Annotated in this window: 21 protein-coding genes; 19 read left to right on the forward strand and 2 right to left on the reverse strand. The window is 57.3% G+C overall.

Annotated elements, in window-relative coordinates; translation table 11 throughout:
* Positions 1-60: 60 nt before the first annotated feature.
* Complete coding sequence (gene rluC / locus ACONT6_RS07895; protein WP_428821179.1) at positions 61-1092, forward strand: 23S rRNA pseudouridine(955/2504/2580) synthase RluC; 1032 nt, start codon at positions 61-63, stop codon at positions 1090-1092.
* Positions 1093-1147: 55 nt separating this feature from the next.
* The gene (locus ACONT6_RS07900) at positions 1148-1792 is read left to right on the forward strand and encodes an HAD-IA family hydrolase (protein ID WP_428821180.1); all 645 of its coding nucleotides are present in this window, start codon (positions 1148-1150) and stop codon (positions 1790-1792) included.
* Positions 1793-1815: 23 nt separating this feature from the next.
* Here ACONT6_RS07900 and ACONT6_RS07905 read toward each other — a convergent pair whose 3' ends face one another.
* Positions 1816-2403 (reverse strand): Maf family protein, encoded by a 588-nt coding sequence (locus ACONT6_RS07905; RefSeq protein ID WP_428821181.1) that lies wholly within the window; start codon positions 2401-2403, stop codon positions 1816-1818.
* Positions 2404-2515: 112 nt separating this feature from the next.
* Here ACONT6_RS07905 and ACONT6_RS07910 point away from each other — a divergent pair, with 112 nt between their 5' ends.
* The 15 genes from ACONT6_RS07910 (at position 2516) to ACONT6_RS07980 (ending at position 15106) form a co-directional block, all read left to right on the forward strand.
* Positions 2516-3058, forward strand: coding sequence for a YceD family protein (locus ACONT6_RS07910; RefSeq protein WP_428821182.1), 543 nt, complete (start codon positions 2516-2518; stop codon positions 3056-3058).
* Positions 3059-3137: 79 nt separating this feature from the next.
* The gene (gene rpmF, locus ACONT6_RS07915; RefSeq protein ID WP_078085860.1) at positions 3138-3329 is read left to right on the forward strand and encodes a 50S ribosomal protein L32; all 192 of its coding nucleotides are present in this window, start codon (positions 3138-3140) and stop codon (positions 3327-3329) included.
* Positions 3330-3356: 27 nt separating this feature from the next.
* Entirely contained in the window at positions 3357-4367 is a 1011-nt protein-coding gene (gene plsX, locus ACONT6_RS07920) for a phosphate acyltransferase PlsX (protein ID WP_428821493.1), read from the forward strand.
* Positions 4368-4452: 85 nt separating this feature from the next.
* A complete protein-coding gene (gene fabD, locus ACONT6_RS07925; RefSeq protein ID WP_428821183.1) occupies positions 4453-5397 on the forward strand; it encodes an ACP S-malonyltransferase in 945 nt (314 codons plus the stop codon).
* A gap of 95 nt (positions 5398-5492) precedes the next feature.
* Complete coding sequence (gene fabG / locus ACONT6_RS07930) at positions 5493-6248, forward strand: 3-oxoacyl-ACP reductase FabG (protein WP_078085857.1); 756 nt, start codon at positions 5493-5495, stop codon at positions 6246-6248.
* Positions 6249-6472: 224 nt separating this feature from the next.
* Positions 6473-6709 (forward strand): acyl carrier protein, encoded by a 237-nt coding sequence (gene acpP, locus ACONT6_RS07935; protein WP_010130751.1) that lies wholly within the window; start codon positions 6473-6475, stop codon positions 6707-6709.
* A 169-nt stretch (positions 6710-6878) separates the two neighbouring features.
* Complete coding sequence (fabF, locus tag ACONT6_RS07940) at positions 6879-8120, forward strand: beta-ketoacyl-ACP synthase II (RefSeq protein WP_428821184.1); 1242 nt, start codon at positions 6879-6881, stop codon at positions 8118-8120.
* 54 nt (positions 8121-8174) lie between these two features.
* Positions 8175-9062 carry an aminotransferase class IV gene (locus ACONT6_RS07945; RefSeq protein ID WP_428821185.1) on the forward strand — a complete coding sequence of 296 codons (888 nt, stop codon included), beginning with the start codon at positions 8175-8177 and terminating at the stop codon, positions 9060-9062.
* A 58-nt stretch (positions 9063-9120) separates the two neighbouring features.
* Positions 9121-10233: an endolytic transglycosylase MltG gene (gene mltG, locus ACONT6_RS07950; protein WP_428821186.1), complete on the forward strand. Its 1113-nt coding sequence runs from the start codon at positions 9121-9123 to the stop codon at positions 10231-10233.
* Positions 10234-10271: 38 nt separating this feature from the next.
* Positions 10272-10910 carry a dTMP kinase gene (gene tmk / locus ACONT6_RS07955; RefSeq protein ID WP_428821187.1) on the forward strand — a complete coding sequence of 213 codons (639 nt, stop codon included), beginning with the start codon at positions 10272-10274 and terminating at the stop codon, positions 10908-10910.
* On the forward strand, positions 10907-11950 hold the full coding sequence (locus ACONT6_RS07960) for a DNA polymerase III subunit delta' (protein ID WP_428821188.1): 1044 nt from the start codon (positions 10907-10909) through the stop codon (positions 11948-11950). The genes tmk and ACONT6_RS07960 overlap by 4 nt, the downstream gene beginning before the upstream one ends.
* A gap of 149 nt (positions 11951-12099) precedes the next feature.
* Entirely contained in the window at positions 12100-12453 is a 354-nt protein-coding gene (locus ACONT6_RS07965) for a PilZ domain-containing protein (protein ID WP_428821189.1), read from the forward strand.
* A gap of 140 nt (positions 12454-12593) precedes the next feature.
* Positions 12594-13370, forward strand: a complete 777-nt coding sequence (locus tag ACONT6_RS07970; protein WP_428821190.1) for a TatD family hydrolase — start codon at positions 12594-12596, stop codon at positions 13368-13370.
* Between the two features lie 34 nt (positions 13371-13404).
* Positions 13405-14037: a dUTP diphosphatase gene (locus ACONT6_RS07975; protein WP_428821191.1), complete on the forward strand. Its 633-nt coding sequence runs from the start codon at positions 13405-13407 to the stop codon at positions 14035-14037.
* Positions 14038-14125: 88 nt separating this feature from the next.
* The gene (locus ACONT6_RS07980; protein ID WP_428821192.1) at positions 14126-15106 is read left to right on the forward strand and encodes a malate dehydrogenase; all 981 of its coding nucleotides are present in this window, start codon (positions 14126-14128) and stop codon (positions 15104-15106) included.
* A gap of 113 nt (positions 15107-15219) precedes the next feature.
* Here the strand turns inward: ACONT6_RS07980 and asnS are convergent, their stop codons facing one another.
* Positions 15220-16620 (reverse strand): asparagine--tRNA ligase, encoded by a 1401-nt coding sequence (gene asnS / locus ACONT6_RS07985; protein WP_428821193.1) that lies wholly within the window; start codon positions 16618-16620, stop codon positions 15220-15222.
* A gap of 339 nt (positions 16621-16959) precedes the next feature.
* Between asnS and ACONT6_RS07990 the strand changes: the two genes are divergently transcribed.
* Entirely contained in the window at positions 16960-17496 is a 537-nt protein-coding gene (locus tag ACONT6_RS07990; protein WP_428821194.1) for a DUF2244 domain-containing protein, read from the forward strand.
* Between the two features lie 107 nt (positions 17497-17603).
* Complete coding sequence (gene bcp, locus ACONT6_RS07995) at positions 17604-18080, forward strand: thioredoxin-dependent thiol peroxidase (RefSeq protein ID WP_428821195.1); 477 nt, start codon at positions 17604-17606, stop codon at positions 18078-18080.
* Positions 18081-18405: the final 325 nt, after the last annotated feature.

Genomic DNA, 18405 nt, shown 5'->3' on the forward strand with positions numbered 1-18405 from the left:
TATACCACGGTGTGGATGGGCCTTCAATTGCGGCGCTTCAAATGGCTGGGGGTTGCCGCTATGATGCGCCCCATGCGAAGTAACCCCCCAAAATCCAGCAAGTCACCCCGTTCGGCCGAATCTGTCGGCGACACTGATGACCGATCGTCCGGTACCACCGGAAAGGGCGTCCAGTTTCTCACTGTGCCAGAAGAGTTGGCCGGTCAACGGATCGATAATTTCCTGCAAGCGCGCCTCAAGGGTGTGCCCCGTTCGCGCGTCTATAGAATCCTGCGCAAGGGAGAGGTGCGAGTTAATAAGGGGCGTGTGAAGGCGGAATATCGCCTGAAGGCCGGGGATCAGGTCCGTGTGCCACCGATTCGCGTGTCCGAGGGCACCGCACCCGCAGTGGCCGGCGAGTCCCTGCGGCGTACGCTGGAGGCGGCCATACTTTATGACAACGGCGGATTGCTGGTGGTGAACAAGCCTGCTGGCCTGGCGGTGCACGGTGGTAGTGGCGTGCGGCTTGGGCTGATTGAGGCTTTGCGCCAGATGTACCCGAAGAGTCCGTTTATGGAGTTGGTGCACCGGCTGGACCGAGATACCAGTGGCGCCATTCTTGTGGCTCGCAAGCGCTCGGTACTGCTGCACGTGCAGTCAGAGCTGCGCGCGGGCAAGCTCGGCAAGTCCTATCTGGCGCTGGCGGCGGGCAAGTGGCCCCGTGGCCATAAGCTGGTAGAGGCGCCACTCAAGAAGAATACGCTGAAAAGCGGTGAGCGGATGGTGGTAGTGGATGGTGACGGCAAGCCGTCAACCACGCGGTTCCAGGTTGAGGAGCGCTTTCCTGGTGCGACCTTGATGGCGGCAGAGCCCGTTACCGGGCGCACCCACCAGATTCGGGTGCATGCACAGTTTGTCGGGTGCCCTTTGGCGGGCGACGTGAAGTATGCCTCGGACGAGATCAATAATGCTTTCCGTGAGCAAGGGTTGAAGCGTTTGTTCCTGCACTCTGCCGGCGTTCGCTGCACTTTGCCGGATGGCACCAGAGTAGATGTGCAGGCGCCTCTACCGCCGGAGCTTGTGTCGGTTTTGGAGAATCTTCGGCGCAGCTGATTGCCCGATCAGGGCTGCGTTCTGAATCGCTGTATATATAGAGGGGGTAGGGCTGATGCTGGTGATTCTCGATTGGGATGGCACCGTGTGCAACTCCGAAGCGCGTATCGTTTCCTGTATGCAGCGGGCGTCTGGCAGGGTGGGGCTGCCAGTGCTCGAGCCGGCCGCAATTGGCAATATTATTGGCCTGGGGCTTCCTGAGGCGATTTCCGCTCTTTTTCCTGAGGCTCACAGTGAGCAACGCGACCGCCTGCGTACCTACTATGCAGAAGAGTGGCTGGCGGCGAAAGTGGAGCCGGTGGCTCTGTTTGATGGTGTGCTGGCGACGCTCGATCACTTGTTGAGCGCGGGGCACACCCTGGCGGTGGCAACGGGCAAGAGTCGCCGTGGTCTCAATCGGGAGTTTGAGGAGCATGGCGTTGGCCATATGTTTACGGCCAGCCGCTGCGCGGACGAGACCGCATCCAAGCCGGATCCGCGCATGCTGAATGAGCTCCTTGAGGAGACTGGTTGTGACGTGCGCGATGCGGTCATGGTGGGTGATACGGAATATGATCTGCGTATGGCCTCGGCGATCAACATGGCGTCGATTGGTGTCAGCTATGGTGTGCACAGTCGGGAGCGGCTCGACGGATGCCGTCCGCATCAGATTATCGACCATTTTACCGAGCTGCTTGAGTGGCCTCCGCTCGTGGCGTAACTGAAAGAGGCCGCTTTTTGTGTTCAGGTGCCTTTCAGCGGATCTATGCCGTATTGCTTGAGGATCTTGATTAGCCGAATTAATGGGAGACCAATCAGGGTGTTGATGTCGTTTCCTTCCATTTTTTCGAACAGTGCGATTCCTAACCCTTCGACTTTGAATGACCCAGCGCAATCGATGGGTTGCTCCAGGTCGACATAGCGTTCTATTTCGCGGCATTCAAGATCGCGAAAGTAAACCGTGAATTTCTCGCACACCGTGGTGTGTTTTCCGCTGCTGCTGTCCAGAACGCACAGCCCGGTGTGGAAGGTGACCGGTTGTCCGGAGCACAGTTGAAGTTGCGCGACGGCATTTTGCGGTGTGCCGGGCTTGCCGAGCTGCCGGCCATTACATTCGGCCACCTGGTCTGACCCTATGATGACGGCATCCGGAAATTGTTCGCTCAGGGCGCCAGCTTTCTCCCGCGCAAGGCGACTGGCAAGCGCTGGAGCTGTCTCGCCTGGCAATGCTTCTTCATTTATATGGGGGCTCGCCCTGTCGAAAGGCATATGCAGCTTTTCCAGAAGGGCGCGGCGATAGGGTGAGCTGGACGCTAGAATCAGTCGGCGCATGGTGGCGGGCTTCCTGGTCTGAGAGTAATGCTACTGAGTATCGGGGCCGATGATCATGCGGTCGATGAATTGTTTTGACAAGGCTCTGGTGAGTCCATAGAATTGCGCGCTTATGTCGATACCCCCCCAGAAATCCGCGCTTCCGCGCCGCATTGATGCACGAAAATTGGTGCAGCGTGAGCAGCAATTGGACGGAATTGTGCCGTCAGGCGATCTTGCACGGCTGGTGTCGTCTACGGAGTCAGTAAATGGTGATGTGGCGGTGAACCTGGCGTTTGCCAGAGATCTGCAGCGGAACCAGGTGGCTACGGGGCATCTCCAGTTGGAGGTTGAGCTGTTGTGTCAGCGCTGCCTGCAACCGGTGAGGGAGCAGATTGAGGCCGACATTGCCTGGGGCTTTGTCTGGTCGGAAGAGCAGGGCAAGTCATTGCCAAAAACGCTCGACCCTGTGATACAGGACGGCGATGAGCTGGACCTGTATCAGGTATTGGAAGATGAGATTTTGCTCAACCTGCCAATGGTGGCTTTCCACGATGAAGAATGTGTCTCTCAAGACGCGTTTCGCAGTGGTGGAGAGAAGCCGGATGCGGGAGAGCAACATGAAAACCCCTTTAAAGTACTGGAACAGTTGAAGGGTTCGTCAAACAAGTCTTGAGAATTGTTTGAAGGGTTTGGGCTCGCCGGTAGGCGCCCCGGTTCCGGTGTTAACTGTTAGTTATGTTTAGGAGCACCAAATGGCTGTTCAGCAGAACAAAAAAACCCGTTCCCGTCGCGGCATGCGTCGCTCTCACGATGCGCTGGGTGGACCGACTCTGTCCGTTGACCCGACCACCGGTGAGAAGCACCACCGTCACCACGTGACCAAAGACGGTTTTTACCGTGGTCGCAAAGTGATCGATGTCGGCACCTCTTCCGAAGAAGAGTAAGCTTTGTCCAGCCAATTGCGATTGGCCGTGGATGCGATGGGCGGGGACTTAGGTCCCCGCTCTGTCGTTCCGGCTTGCTCAAGATTTCTTATCCGCTATCCCAAGGCAGAACTGAAACTGTTCGGCCCCCGTTCCCAGCTGCAATCTCTTCTTATAAAAGAACCTCCTTCAGTGCGTGAGCGCCTTGAAGTGGTTGACTGTGCGCAGGTTATTACACAGGGATGCAACCCTGTGCAGGCGTTGCGACGCAAGCGCGAGTCCTCCATGGCGCGGGCTCTGCAGGCTGTTGCCGACGGGCAGTGTTCGGCCATGGTCACCTCTGGCAATACCGGAGCGCTGCTTGCGCTTGGCCGCAGCATTCTTGGCACGGTTGAGGGGGTGCGTCGCCCGGCACTGGGGAAATCCCTGCCTACCGCAGACGGCTCCTGCTTCCTTTTGGATCTCGGGGCGAACATCGACTGCACTGCGGAAGATCTCGCCCAGTTCGCACGTATGGGGCTTGAGGCGCAGCGGGTATTTTCCGACAAGCCTGATCTCGCCGTGGCGCTGCTGAATATTGGTGCAGAGGAGCACAAGGGTACCGAAGAGATTCGGCGTGCCGGTGCAATCCTGCAGGCGGACCCTTCCATTAATTACGTGGGTTTCGTCGAGGGGCACGATATTTTTACCGGTGTGGTGGATGTCGTTGTGTGCAATGGCTTGATGGGAAATGTGGCCATGAAGGCCGCCGAGGGTGTGATTCGACTGATAGGTCAAAAGACCTTCACCATTGACAAAAAGGCGCCGATAAAGCGCTTTTTTGGCCAATTAGCCATAAATCTGTTGCGAAAATGGCGCGCACAGCTAGAGCCCGGTCGCTATAATGGCGCCAGCTTTTTGGGGCTCGAAGGCAATGTCATCAAGAGCCATGGCGGTGCCAGCAGCGAGGCATTTTACCGTGCCATGCTGACAGCCAAAGAATGTGCCGAGTCGGGTCTGGCGCAGCAGATCGGTAGCGCGATGGCGCTACAGGCGCAGCGACAGACGGGGTGCGATTAAGCGGCCCCGCATTCTGCCTGCGGTCTGAGACGTCCGGTCGAGCCCCATCATTTAAGGCTTCACTCATTTGGTTAAAGGATGTTCCATGACCAACCCAGTTTTGGCGTTTGTATTTCCCGGCCAGGGCTCCCAGCAGATTGGTATGCTGGCGGAAGCTGCTGAGGCATTCCCGGAGATCGGCGCGACCTTTTCCGAAGCTTCCTCTGTTCTAGGTTACGACCTGTGGGATCTGTGCCAGAACGGCGCCCAGGAAGATATCAATCTCACCGAAAGAACCCAGCCTCTGCTACTGTCCGCCAGTGTTGCGCTGTATCGCGCCTGGCTGAGTCAGGGTGGGGTAGCGCCTGCTCGAATGGCGGGCCACAGCCTGGGCGAATGGTCTGCGCTGGTATGCGCGGGCGTTCTGGCTTTTGAAGATGCTGTGCGCCTGGTGCGCGAGCGCGGTCGCCTCATGCAAGAAGCTGTACCGGCGGGCGAGGGTGCCATGGCTGCGGTGATCGGCCTGGATGACGATGCGGTTGAATCTGCTTGTAGCAGCGCTGCAGAAGGCGGCGTTGTCGCTGCGGTCAATTACAATTCACCGGGACAGGTTGTGATCGCCGGTGGTGCAGCCGCCGTCGAACGCGCGATCGAGGCCTGTAAAGCCGCTGGCGCGAAGCGCGCGCTGCCGCTGCCGGTGAGCGCACCTTTCCACACGGAGCTCATGCGCCCGGCAGCCGAAAAGCTGGCCCCGCAAATTGAGTCGACCGTTTTTCACGCGCCGGAAATCCCCGTAATCCACAATGTGCACGCCAAGCAGGAATCCGATCCTGCGGCGATCAAGGCATTGATGGTTGAGCAGATCTACAGCCCGGTTCGCTGGACGTCCTGTGTTCAGGCGATGGCAGCTGCGGGCACTGAGCAGCTGGTCGAATGTGGCCCGGGCAAGGTGCTGGCTGGGCTGGCCAAGCGTATAGATCGCAGCCTGACTGCGCACAATATCGAAACGCCGGCGCAGATGTCGGAAGCCGTTAAATCCACTGCACAATAACTAAGGCGATACTCATAGGCTGTAAAGGCAGTCAGGCCTTGTAGGCGGCTGCAAGGGTCCCCAAAATGGGTTCGCAAAAGGGTTTGTAACAAAATATGACTATTTCAACTTCTCTCGAAGGCAAGGTGGCGCTGGTCACTGGTGCCAGTCGCGGTATCGGCGCTGCTATCGCCGATCTGCTGGGTGCTCAGGGTGCTATCGTGATTGGTACTGCAACCAGCGCCGGCGGCGCAGAAAAGATTTCTGCACGTTTTGCTGAAAAGGGACTCAAAGGTGCGGGCAAGGAGCTGGACGTAACCAGCCCGGAAAGTATTGCTGCAGTGCTCGAGTCAGTTAAGGCGGAATTTGGAGCACCGACCATTCTCGTCAACAACGCGGGTATCACCCAGGACAACCTGCTGATGCGCATGAAAGATGAGGAATGGGATTCGGTTCTGAATACCAACCTCACTGCCGTATATCGTGTCAGCAAGAGCTGTCTGCGCGATATGACCAAGGCGCGCTGGGGTCGAATCATCAATATCAGTTCTGTGGTTGGCAGCATGGGTAATGCAGGCCAGAGCAACTACGCTGCAACCAAGGCCGGGGTGGGCGGTTTCGCCCGCGCGCTGGCAGCGGAAGTGGGCTCCCGGGGTATCACGGTGAATACCGTGGCTCCAGGCTTTATCGATACTGACATGACCAAAGTGTTGCCGGACGCACAGCGTGAAGCTCTGATGGGCAAGATCCCTCTGGGCCGTCTCGGTGCGCCGGAAGAGATTGCCTCCGTTGTCGCATTTTTAGCCAGTGATGCTGGCGGTTATGTGACCGGTGAGACCATTCACGTGAATGGCGGCATGTATATGGGCTGATTTTCTTTCGAGAAAATCAGCGTAAGTGATTGATTGGTAAAGAAAAATTTATCATTCAATGGTTGTGGGGAGGCGGTGCATTACATCCCGAAAAAATCAGGGTACAATGCCGCCTCGCATTAACCATAAGCTGTGTTAGCCGGTTACTGATACACCACATTAAGTGGCTAATTTTTAAGTAGTGACCAAAACAGATTTTTATCCACTAGGAGTTAAATTGAATCATGAGCAGCATTGAAGAGCGCGTAAAAAAGATCGTTGCTGAACAACTGGGCGTGAAGGAAGAAGATGTAAAACCTGAAGCATCCTTTGTTGAAGATCTGGGCGCTGACTCCCTCGACACAGTTGAGCTGGTAATGGCTTTGGAAGAGGAATTCGAAACCGAAATTCCGGACGAAGAAGCAGAGAAGATCACCACTGTTCAGCTGGCCATCGATTACATCAACCAGAACCTCGGTTGAGTCCTGCTGGATAGCTTAAGTAAGGGGTAAGTGATACCCGTTACTGTAGTATTGCGAGAGCCGTTCTATGTTGCATAGCGCGGCTCTCCGTCTATTTGAACCTTGTGAAAACGACCGGCAACATAAGTATGGTTCCCGGCGTGTATGATTGATTTCGGGGGAGGCGCAAGTGTCGCGTAGAAGAGTCGTTATTACCGGAATGGGCACAGTCAGCCCGCTGGGCAATACTCTGGAAGATACCTGGTCTGCTTTGCTGGCAGGAACCAGTGGCGTTGTGCCAATCGATTCGTTTGATGTTTCTGCTTTCAGCACGCGGTTTGCTGCAACGGTAAAGAATTTTGACCCCGAACCACATGTTGCGCAGAAAGAAGCGCGCAAGATGGATATGTTTCTCCAGTACGGTCTCAGTGCGGGAGTGCAGGCCGTAGAAGACAGTGGTCTCGAGGTAACCGATTCTAATGCGCCGCGCATTGGTGCCTGTATCGGCTCCGGTATGGGCGGGATCGCCGCGATTGAAAATAACGCGATGCTAATCGCGGAAAAGGGGCCGCGTCGGGTCTCTCCATTTTTCGTTCCGGGTGCCATCATCAACATGGTTTCCGGCAACCTGTCCATCAAGTACGGCATGAAAGGTCCAAACCTTTCGACCACCACTGCGTGTACCACTGGTACCCACGCGATTGGTTTGGGTATGCGCACCATTCAATACGGCGATGCCGACGTGATGGTATGTGGCGGCGCCGAGATGGTAACCACGCCGGTCGGTCTGGGTGGCTTCTGTGCCGCGCGAGCACTGTCGACTCGCAACGATGATCCGCAACACGCCAGCCGCCCGTGGGATAAAGACCGCGACGGTTTTGTGCTGGGCGAGGGCGCGGGTGTTCTGGTGCTCGAAGAGTATGAGCACGCCAAGGCGCGCGGAGCCAAAATCTATGGCGAGCTGAGCGGTTTCGGTATGAGTGGCGATGCCCACCATATGACTTCGCCGCCGGAAGATGGTGCCGGAGCCGCACTGTCCATGGCCAACGCACTGAAAGATGCGGGGCTTGAGCCATCGGCGATCCAGTACATCAATGCCCACGGCACTTCCACGCCGCTGGGTGATAAAGCCGAGATCGCTGCAGTGCGTTCTGTATTTGAGGGTAGCCTGGATAACATTGCGGTCAGCTCCACGAAGTCCATGACTGGACACCTGCTGGGTGCTGCCGGTGCGATCGAGGCCATTTTCTCGGTCATGTCTCTGTGTGACCAGGTAGCGCCGCCCACCGTTAATCTCGACAACGTAGACGAGAGCTGTGGTGGAATTAACCTGGTGCCGCACAAGGCGCAGGAAATGAAAATCGATGCGGTGCTGTCCAATTCGTTCGGCTTCGGCGGTACGAACGGCTCGCTGATTTTCCAGCGCATTTAATCCTTTAGAGGGGGCCGGCCCGCTGCGAATGCAGGCCGGCACCAGCATCTAACAGTGATTCCTCCCATCCCATTTTTCTATTCCGATGCCGGGACGCTGGATAGCGTACCCGCCGATGAAGAATTTTCCGTGGGCGTGCTCGAGACCATGCGTGCCCGGTGTGGTGCTATTCCTCTACTGTCTGGCCATATGGCCCGGCTTGCGCGTTCGGCGTTCCCGGAGTCCGCCGTACTGCAGCGTATCGAGTTTGCGGCGACCCAGATTGCCGAGCGCACCGCAAACTGGGCGCAGGGCGCTCGCGTGCGTCTTCGCTATGGCGTGCTGTACGGCGAGAGCGTATGGGATTTTTCGGTGGTACCGCTTGAACTGAATTCCCCCTGGCAACGCGGTGTGTCGCTTTCTCTATGTGAGACCCGCGTGACCCCGGAAGCGTCAATCTCTCCGTTTCCATCTGAGGCCTTGGATCAATCTGCGGAAACGAGACAGGGGTTGGCGCGAAAAGCCGCGGTTGGCTGTAAGTTACTGAAACGGGATATATACACCCGCGCTGAAGCAGAGCTCGAGCAACATGTCGCTGGCCTGGAGCCCGGGCTTTTCCATGAGGGGTTGCTTCTGGACGCTCAGGGGAGAGTCATAGAAGGACTGCGCAGTAATCTGTTGGTTTGCCGGGATGGCCGCTGGACGACCCCGAGTCTGCGCAACTGTGGCGTGCAAGGTGTGATGCTCGACTGGCTGGCGGCAAGGGTCGAAATCAGCGAAGATGATCTGCTTATCCCGGATCTTGAACAGGCCGAAGGGTTGGCTGTCTGTAATGCAGTACGGGGTGTGGTTCCCGTGATACAGGTCATGCTGGGCAGCTCCCGCGAAGACGGCGCGCGAACGCTGGTTCCCGGCTCAGCAGTTGCTGCCTTGCAGGCAGTGGTTGCAACAGAACTGCATTAGCGCGCACTCGATTGGAATTCAACATCCACCGCATTAGTTAACGGGTTGTGGTAAAAACGTGGCGAAAAAAAACGGCAAGTCCGCCAATAAAAAAGTAGCTAAACAGAAGTCTGCTGAGCGCAGTCGCGCAGGCAAATGGTTGCGCGGCTTCCTGTTTCTGTTTGTGCTCGGCATGGCGGCGGGTGGCTTTGCATTGTGGTCTGCGCAGAATGCACTGGTAAAGCCCCTCGATGTTCCGGTGGACGGTCTGCGCATGGATGTTGAAAGCGGCAGTAACCTTTCCCGTGTTCTGTTGCGCCTCGAATCCGATGGTGTGTTGCGGTCTGCTTTGTGGGCGCGAATTTATGCGCGGCTGAACGATCAGAGCAGTATTCATCCGGGGGAATATATGATTCCTGCGGGTAGCAATGCGATGGACCTGGTCGGCAGGCTGAACCGGGGCGATGTGACCCGTTATCGGGTGACCCTGGTGGAGGGCTGGACGTTTAAGCAGGCCCTTACCCAGATTAGAAATTCCAGCAAGGTGCGCCACACCGAGGCGGGAGAATCCGTTGAAGCCGCGGCGCAGGCCCTGGGTATCGAAGGGAATCCGGAGGGCTGGATTTTTCCCGATACCTACGTGTATCGCTCCGGCGCGTCCGACCTGGACCTGTTGCGCCAGTCTTTCGAGCGTATGAATACCGTGCTTGAAGAAGAGTGGCAGCAGCGCTCGGAAAACCTGCCGTACAGTGATGCCTATGAGGCGCTGATCATGGCCTCCATTGTCGAAAAAGAAACCGGTGTGCCGTGGGAGCGCGATGAAATCGCGGGCGTCTTTGTGCGGCGGCTGGGCCGCGGGATGCGCCTGCAAACGGACCCGACGGTGATCTACGGAATGGGGGATAAGTACGATGGCAATTTGCGCCGTGCGGATCTGCGCAACGCTACCCCATACAACACTTATGTGATCGGTGGTATGCCGCCGACGCCCATCGCGCTGCCGGGACGAGAAGCCATTCATGCGGCGCTGCATCCGAAGGATGGGAATACACTGTACTTTGTTGCCAAAGGGGATGGTTCCCATCACTTTTCCTCGACACTCAACGAGCATAATCGCGCGGTCCGCCAGTACCAGCTACAGCGTCGATCGGATTACCGCTCGAGTCCGGTAAAAAACAAAGAAGACAATTAACAAACCGGTTGGCGTTTCGTCGAACCAGCAGAGAATTCATGTCAGATCTATCCAAAGGCAAGTTCATCACTCTCGAAGGGGGAGAGGGGGTCGGTAAATCAACCAATCTCCGGTTTATTACCCAGTGGCTGGAGAGCAGGGGGATTGATTTCGTCCAGACCCGCGAGCCCGGCGGCACCCCGCTTGCAGAGCAGTTGCGCACGCTGTTGCTTGAAAAACGCGACGAGGCTGTAGACCCCACCGCTGAACTTCTGATGGTGTTTGCGGCGCGCGCGCAGCATCTCAGTGAGGTGATCAAGCCGGCACTGGCCAGCGGTAAATGGGTGGTTTGCGACCGTTTTACTGATGCCACCTACGCCTATCAGGGCGGCGGTCGGGGGCTCGACCGGGCATTAATCGGTCAGCTTGAACAAACCGTACAGGGCGCACTTCGGCCCGATCGGGTATTGCTGCTGGACCTGGACCCGGAAATCGGCCTGCAGCGTGCGGCGACCACCGGGGAAGCGGATCGCTTTGAAAGTGAGCAATCGGCCTTTTTCAGCAAGGTGCGGACCGCGTACCGGGAGCGGGCGAACGCTGCACCGGAGCGCTATGCGCTGATTGACGCTTCGCAGCCGCTGCCGGAAGTCCAGGCGCATCTGGCGCGAGAGCTGGAACTGATTGCGGGAGCACAATGAGCAAGGCATCTGACAAGCCCGAAGTAAATGTTTCTGCGCAACCGCCGATTCCCTCGCCGTTACCCTGGCAGGCATCACAGTGGCAGCGCCTGGGTGCGCAGTGGACCGCAGGGCGTTGTCCTCACGCACTGCTGGTGAGCGGCCAGCAGGGGCTGGGCAAGCGTCGCTTTGCCGACGCGTTTGCCGCACTTTTACTGTGCGACCACCCTCGTCACGGCCTCGCCTGTGGCGAATGCCGCGGATGCAATCTGCGCGTGGCGGGATCACACCCGGACTTTATTCGCGTTGTGCCCGAGAAAGAGGGCGGCCCATTGAAAGTGGAGCAGATCCGCGAGTTGGGCGAATTTGTCGGCCGCACCAGCGCCCGGGAGGGCGTGCGGGTAGTGTGGCTGGCACCGGCAGAGGCCATGAATATCAATGCGGCCAATGCACTGCTGAAGAATCTCGAAGAGCCCTCGGCGTCGGTCATCTTTCTGCTGATCACGGATAACCCGTCCGGCCTGCTGCCGACCATCCGCAGTCGCTGCCAGACCATTGCTTTCCCGGTCCCTCCGCAGCAATCGGCACTACGCTGGTTGAGCGATAGTGGCGTCGAAGGCGACATGGCATCGAGCGCGCTGGCGTTGGCTGGCGGTGCGCCACTGCTGGCAGTGAAACTGATGGAGCCTGAGGCGAAGGAGATTCGCGATCAGTTTCTGGCAGATCTCACTGCCCTGACGCGCGGAGAAGAGAACCCGGTGACCCTGGCGGGGCGCTGGGAATCGCCCGGTGAGGGTGCTGATCTGAATATGCTGCTTCAATTCTGGCAGAGCTGGCTCGGCCAGATGTTGAAGGCGCGCACCACGGACCAGACGGTGGATGCGCCAATCATGGCGTTGTTACAACGACTGCCCGGGTCGGGCCCGGAAAGTCAGCGTCCGCTTTTTGGCTTCTACGATCAGCTGCTAAAAGCCCGCGGGCTGGTCACGGGCAACAGCAACCCCAACAAGCGGTTGTTGATGGAGGAGCTGTTGATCCGCTGGTCCGCACTGTTTCGTTGACAGTAGACAGGGCGCGCAGTGGCGCGGTAAGTTACCGGGTTGATACTTGCGCAAATGTGGCAAGCTGTTTTGCACGCCATTTGTACAAATTATCGACGACACATCGTTAAATCAGAACAATAACCGGTTATTCGGGAACGGGGTTGAGTATGAAAGGTATGGGGGGCGGAGCCCGCAACGGTATCCTGTCACTGAAGATTCAGGACAAGTCCGTGCTGTATGCGGCCTATATGCCGTTCGTCAAGAATGGCGGCCTGTTCATCAACACTGATAAGAGTTACAGCCTCGGCGACGAGGTTTTTCTGCTCCTTAGCCTGATGGACGAACCAGAAAAGCTGCCCGTTGCCGGAAAGGTAGTCTGGATTACTCCCGGTGGCGCCCAGGGCAACCGTACGCCGGGCATCGGCATCCAGTTCAGCGACAAAGAGAATGCCGCGCAGAGCAAGATAGAAACGCTGCTGGCGGGCTCCCTCGAATCCAGCCGCCCGACCCATACCCTGTAATTCTGCATCGCGGATCCTTCGAGATCCCGCCGGGCCCGGCGCCAAACCGCGCGCATCGGGCCCTCAATCTGTATAATTCCCCGCTTCGTTCTTCTGGTCTCTGTGGTGCTTGATCCATAGGGGCCACCAACAGGTGTTCCATGCTGGTAGATTCCCACTGTCATCTCGACAGGCTCAAACTGGATAAATTTGATGGCGACCTGGACGCGGTCCTCGAGCTGGCGCGCAGCCGTGGAATCGGCAAGTTCCTGTGTGTCGGTATCAGCCTCGATAACGCGGAAGACGTAGTCAATATCGCCGCACGCTATGACGATGTCGTGTGCTCGGTAGGAGTGCATCCCCTGGATGTGGAATCCGGGCTCGCGGATGCCGAAAAGCTGAAGACCCTGTCCGCTCAACCCAACGTTGTCGCTCTGGGAGAAACGGGACTGGATTATTACTACAGCACTGAAACCAAAGCGGTACAGCAAAAGAGCTTCATTGCCCACTTGCAGGCCGCTGGAGAGGTCGGGTTGCCGGTGATTGTGCACACCCGGGATGCGCGTGAGGACACGATCGACCTGATCCGCGAACACGGTAGCCGCGAGCACGCCGGGGTTCTGCACTGTTTTACCGAGAGCTGGGAAATGGCGAAGGCCGCCCTGGATCTGAATTACTACATTTCCCTGTCCGGTATCGTGACCTTCAAAAACGCGGAAGAGCTGCGCGATGTCGCCAGGCAGGTGCCACTGGAGCGATTGCTGGTTGAAACGGATTCGCCTTATCTGGCGCCGGTACCGTATCGCGGCAAGCCCAATATCCCCGCATATGTGCGCGAGGTGGCAGAGTTTATTGCGGAGCTGCGGGGTATTTCCTACGAAGAACTCGCGGCGATTACCACCGAAAATTTCCACCGACTATTTCCCCGCGCTGTCTGAGCGCGGCTACTGAACAATCAGGAATCAATCAATTATGTTGCAACAGCAATTGCAGACCATGCTGGCGCTGCAGGACGGTATCAACACGCTGGTCAATGAAAACTGGCGTGAGCAGAACTTCCCCTGGTACCGGGCAATCTGGGTAGAAAGCGCAGAGCTGCTGGATCATTACGGCTGGAAGTGGTGGAAAAAACAGCAGCCGGAAATGGAGCAGGTCAAACTCGAGCTGGTTGATATCTGGCATTTCGGCCTGAGCCTGGAATTGCAGCAGGGTGGCCCGGATGCGGTCGCTGCCAAGATGGAACAGCAGCTCGCCGGGGAGCCGCCGGTTGCCGGAGATTTCCGCGAAAACCTGGAGGCGTTTACCCTTAACACCCTGTCTGGCAAACAATTCGACCTGGTCGGATTTGCTCAATTAATGGCCGACTGCGAGATGCCATTCGAGGACCTGTACCGCCGCTATGTAGGTAAAAACGTCCTCAATCGCTTTCGTCAGGATCACGGCTACAAAGAGGGCACCTATCAAAAATTGTGGCAGGGCCGTGAAGATAACGAGCACCTGGCTGAGATTGCCGAATCTTTGGACAGTGCAGCAGAAAATTTCAGCAATGAACTGTATTCGGCCTTAAAAGACCGTTATCCGGGCACTCAGAAGGATTTGGCCTGACAAATTCGGTCTGATACCGACTAAAGGATAATGAAATTAATTTGCAAGGCCCTATAATGCGGGCGCCTGAAAACAACGGAGATACATCGTGAAAGCACCTGTTCGTGTTGCAGTTACCGGCGCCGCCGGTCAGATCAGCTACTCGCTGCTGTTTCGCATCGCTTCCGGCGAAATGCTGGGTAAGGATCAACCAGTTATTCTTCAGCTGCTGGAAATCACTCCCGCACTGGAAGCGCTGAAGGGCGTTGCCATGGAGCTCGAAGACTGTGCCTTCCCGCTGCTGGCAGGAATCGTGCAGAGCGACGACGCGACCGTTGCATTCAAAGATGCAGAGTACGCCCTGCTGGTAGGCGCGCGTCCGCGCGGCCCGGGCATGGAGCGTAAAGACCTGCTGGAAGCCAATGCGGCTATCTTCTCAGCGCAGGGTAAGGCGCTGAACGACGTTGCTGCTCGCAACGTAAAAGTTCTGGTTGTTGGCAACCCGGCCAACACCAACGCCCTGATCGCCCAGCGCAATGCGCCGGACCTGGATCCGCGCAACTTCACCGCCATGACTCGCCTGGACCACAACCGCGCGCTGACTCAGCTGGCGAACAAGACCGATTCCACCGTCAACGACATCACCCATATGACCATCTGGGGCAACCACTCTGCTACCCAGTACCCGGACCTGCACCAGGCCAAGGTCAACGGCGAAGACGCCATGGGTAAAGTCGAGCAGGAGTGGTACGAGAACGACTTCATCCCGACCGTTCAGCAGCGCGGCGCAGCCATCATCAAGGCTCGTGGTGCTTCTTCTGCGGCATCTGCAGCAAACGCTGCCATCGATCACATGCACGATTGGGCGCTGGGTTCTGCCGAAGGCGACTGGACCAGCATGGGCGTGTACAGCGACGGTTCTTACGGCATCCAGGAAGGCCTGATCTACTCCTTCCCGGTTGTGTGCAAGAACGGCGACTGGGAAATCGTTCAGGGCGTAGACATCAATGAGTTCTCTCGCGAGAAGATGACTGCGACCGAGACCGAGCTGGCGGAAGAGCGCGACGCTGTTGCCCACCTGCTGCCGTAAGTCTTTTACTTGCTAGCCAGGTAGAAGCAATAAAAAACCCGCACCATGGTGCGGGTTTTTTTGTGCCTGAGGTTTTACCCTCAGCCGTATCTATCAAGGGCGAAGTCCCTGGATCAGAACTTCACATTGCGCGGTGTGCGCGGGAAGGGGATAACGTCGCGGATGTTGCCCATGCCGGTTACGTAAGACACGATGCGGTCGAACCCGAGGCCGAAACCACCGTGGGGCACGGTGCCGTAGCGGCGCAGGTCCCGGTACCAGTCCAGGTGTTCTTTCGGGATATCCATTTCATCCATTCGCGCATCCAGCTTGTCCAGACGTTCCTCGCGCTGGGAGCCGCCGATGATTTCGCCAATGCCCGGTGCGAGTACGTCCATTGCCGCCACGGTTTTGCCATCGTCGTTCATGCGCATGTAGAACGCCTTGATGTCTTTCGGGTAGTTGAGCACGATCACCGGTTTCTTGAAGTGCTTCTCGGCCAGGTAGCGCTCGTGCTCGGAGGCCAGATCGATGCCCCAGGATACCGGGAACTCGAACTTCTCTTTGCAGTTCTCGAGGATCTCAATGGCCTCGCAATAGTTGATGCGCGCGAAGTCGTTATCGATGATGTTTTCCAGGCGGCTGATCGCTTCCTTGTCGATACGCTGGGCGAAGAACGCCATATCGTCAGGGCGCTCTTCCAGAACCGCACGGAATACATATTTCAGCATCTCTTCCGCAAGGTTGGCGCAGTCTGCCAGGTCGGCAAACGCAATTTCCGGCTCCACCATCCAGAACTCTGCCAGATGGCGGGTGGTGTTCGAGTTTTCCGCGCGGAAGGTGGGGCCAAAGGTATACACCTTGGACAGCGCCAGGCAGTAACTTTCCACGTTCAGCTGGCCTGATACGGTGAGGAAGGTCTCTTCGCCGAAAAAGTCTTCGCTGTAGTCCACTTCACCCTTGTCGGTCAGGGGCAGGTTGGTCTGGTCCAGGGTGCTGACGCGGAACATTTCACCCGCGCCTTCACAGTCGGATGCGGTGATGATCGGGGTGTGTATGTAGTTGAAGCCGCGTTCGTGGAAGAAGCGGTGTACGGCCTGGGCGATACAGTTGCGTACCCGTGCCACGGCGCCACTTACGTTGGTGCGCGGACGCAGGTGCGCGTGCTCACGCAGGTGCTCCATACTGTGGCGCTTGGGGGACATGGGGTAGGTGTCGGGATCTTCGACCCAGCCAACCACAGTGACGCTGCTGGCGAGCAGCTCAATCGACTGCCCCTTACCCTCGGAAGGCTTGATGGTGCCTTCAATGTCCACCGCGCAGCCAGTGGTCAGGCGCAGGACTTCTGATTGGTAGTTATTGATGGAGGACTCCACCACTACCTGGATCGGGTCAAAACAGCTGCCGTCGTGGACGGCGAGGAACGACAAACCCGCCTTGGAGTCGCGGCGGGTACGGATCCAGCCCTGCACGCGGGCCGTTTCGCCCTCACGCTGAGTGGATTTGAGGAGGGTATCGATGGATTCAACTTGCATGATGGTGCTCTTGTTGTTCGCGTTTGCTGGTGTCGCCTTCCACTGTCCCCTAGCGGGGCAGTTGCTTTCACGCGGCTATTTATGCTCATCGTACACGCGGCTTGTGGACGCGCTCGGCTATAAACGCCGGCATCTTGCCCCCTGATTGCGCGAAAATCCAGCCCCGCGGCGCAAAGAGGTCGGGGAGGCGGAGAGTGACCAGCGGGTACGCCGTCCGGTTCTGATTGTAGCTGATAGACCACAGGCTACGGCCGTCAGGGCGTATCCAGGGAATGGCTACGCGGTGGTCGTGACCCTTGGTTCAAAAAATCGCTGTCCTACACTGAAAAAATCACAGTGATGGACGATGTACCCATGGTCAAAGAAGTCGGCGGCGTGCGCGGGCGCCGGGCCTGTATCCTCCTCGCGCCCAATCAGTCCCTGTCGTTGGCGGGGAATCTCTGGGTTTTTATTTCCCTGGTGGCAGTTTCGCTCGGTATCAGCGTTGCCTTTGCCCTGGCAGGGGCCTGGATGGTGATTCCCTTTGCGGGGCTCGAAGTACTGTTGCTCGCGGTATTGTTTGGGTACGTCTATATGGAGGGGACGCGCCGCGAGGTGATCCGTATCAGTGATGATCGCGTAATGCTGGATACCAGCCGGGGCAGTCTCAAGCGCCCGGTGTACCACACGGAGTTTGAGCGCGACAGTCTCGCCATACTGGTGCGTATGGGGTCGACACCGGCAGAACCCGCTTCGGTTACCTTTAGCGGTCCGGAAGGTTGCCTGGAAGTCGGTGAGTTTCTTACCGATGCGGAAAGGGCTGCACTGGTTGAAAAACTCGGTACATGCGGATTGCGTGCACGCAAAGAGCAGAGCTTCAGACTGCAGGACTTTTGAATCGCGCACTCACGTATGCGTGGTTCTAGTGGATATAATATGCGGGGCCCGCAGCGAGAGTTGCGGGCTCTTTTTTAATCTATTGCTTTCACACCAGGGGAGAGACCATGGCGCATCCTAAGATCGGCAACCTTGCACCGGTATTTACACTGAAAAACCAGAATGGTGAAAAGGTGGCGCTCAAGGATTTTCGGGATCAGAAGAATGTCGTGCTGTATTTTTATCCCAAGGCGCTGACGCCCGGCTGTACTACGCAAGCTTGCGGTATCCGCGACAGCGCTGCGGAGTTTGAAAGTCGCGATACAGTGGTGCTGGGGCTGAGCCCCGATCCAGAGGCGAAACTACACAAGTTTATGGAGAAGCATGAGCTCAACTTCGATCTGCTCGCGGACGAAGATCACCAGATCGCCGACAAGTACGGTTGCTGGGGGCTAAAGAAGTTCATGGGGCGCGAATATATGGGGCTGATTCGCACTACCTTTATTATCGATAAAGCCGGCCGTTTGCAGCACGTGATGGACAAGTTCAAAACCAAGACCCACCACGACGATGTGCTGGCGTGGATTGACGAAAACCTGGTCTGACTCCTTTCATTAGTTACGAAATACGGGAGAGGTCCATTATTAGACGGTCAGTGTGACAGGAAAGTCCCCTGGGGATTGACCGGAAGGGTGGCGGCAGTATCTTTTTGTGCGGCAATTAAAAAAAATTTACTGTCGTCCCTTGCATTCTCCCCAGATGGTCTATACTGGCTTGTGTAAAGGAGCGCCGCTCAACCGTCTGGCCCAGAGCGATTGGGTGTGGTGCGAGGAAGTTGTACAAAAAAGAAACACTCTGGGTAGGCTTCGATGCCTGTTTTCAGGTGCGCCCCGCACCCAGGTAGTAGTCAGCGGTCGCATAAAGCGGCAA

This window comes from Microbulbifer sp. MCCC 1A16149, from assembly GCF_050368945.1.
GTDB lineage: Bacteria > Pseudomonadota > Gammaproteobacteria > Pseudomonadales > Cellvibrionaceae > Microbulbifer.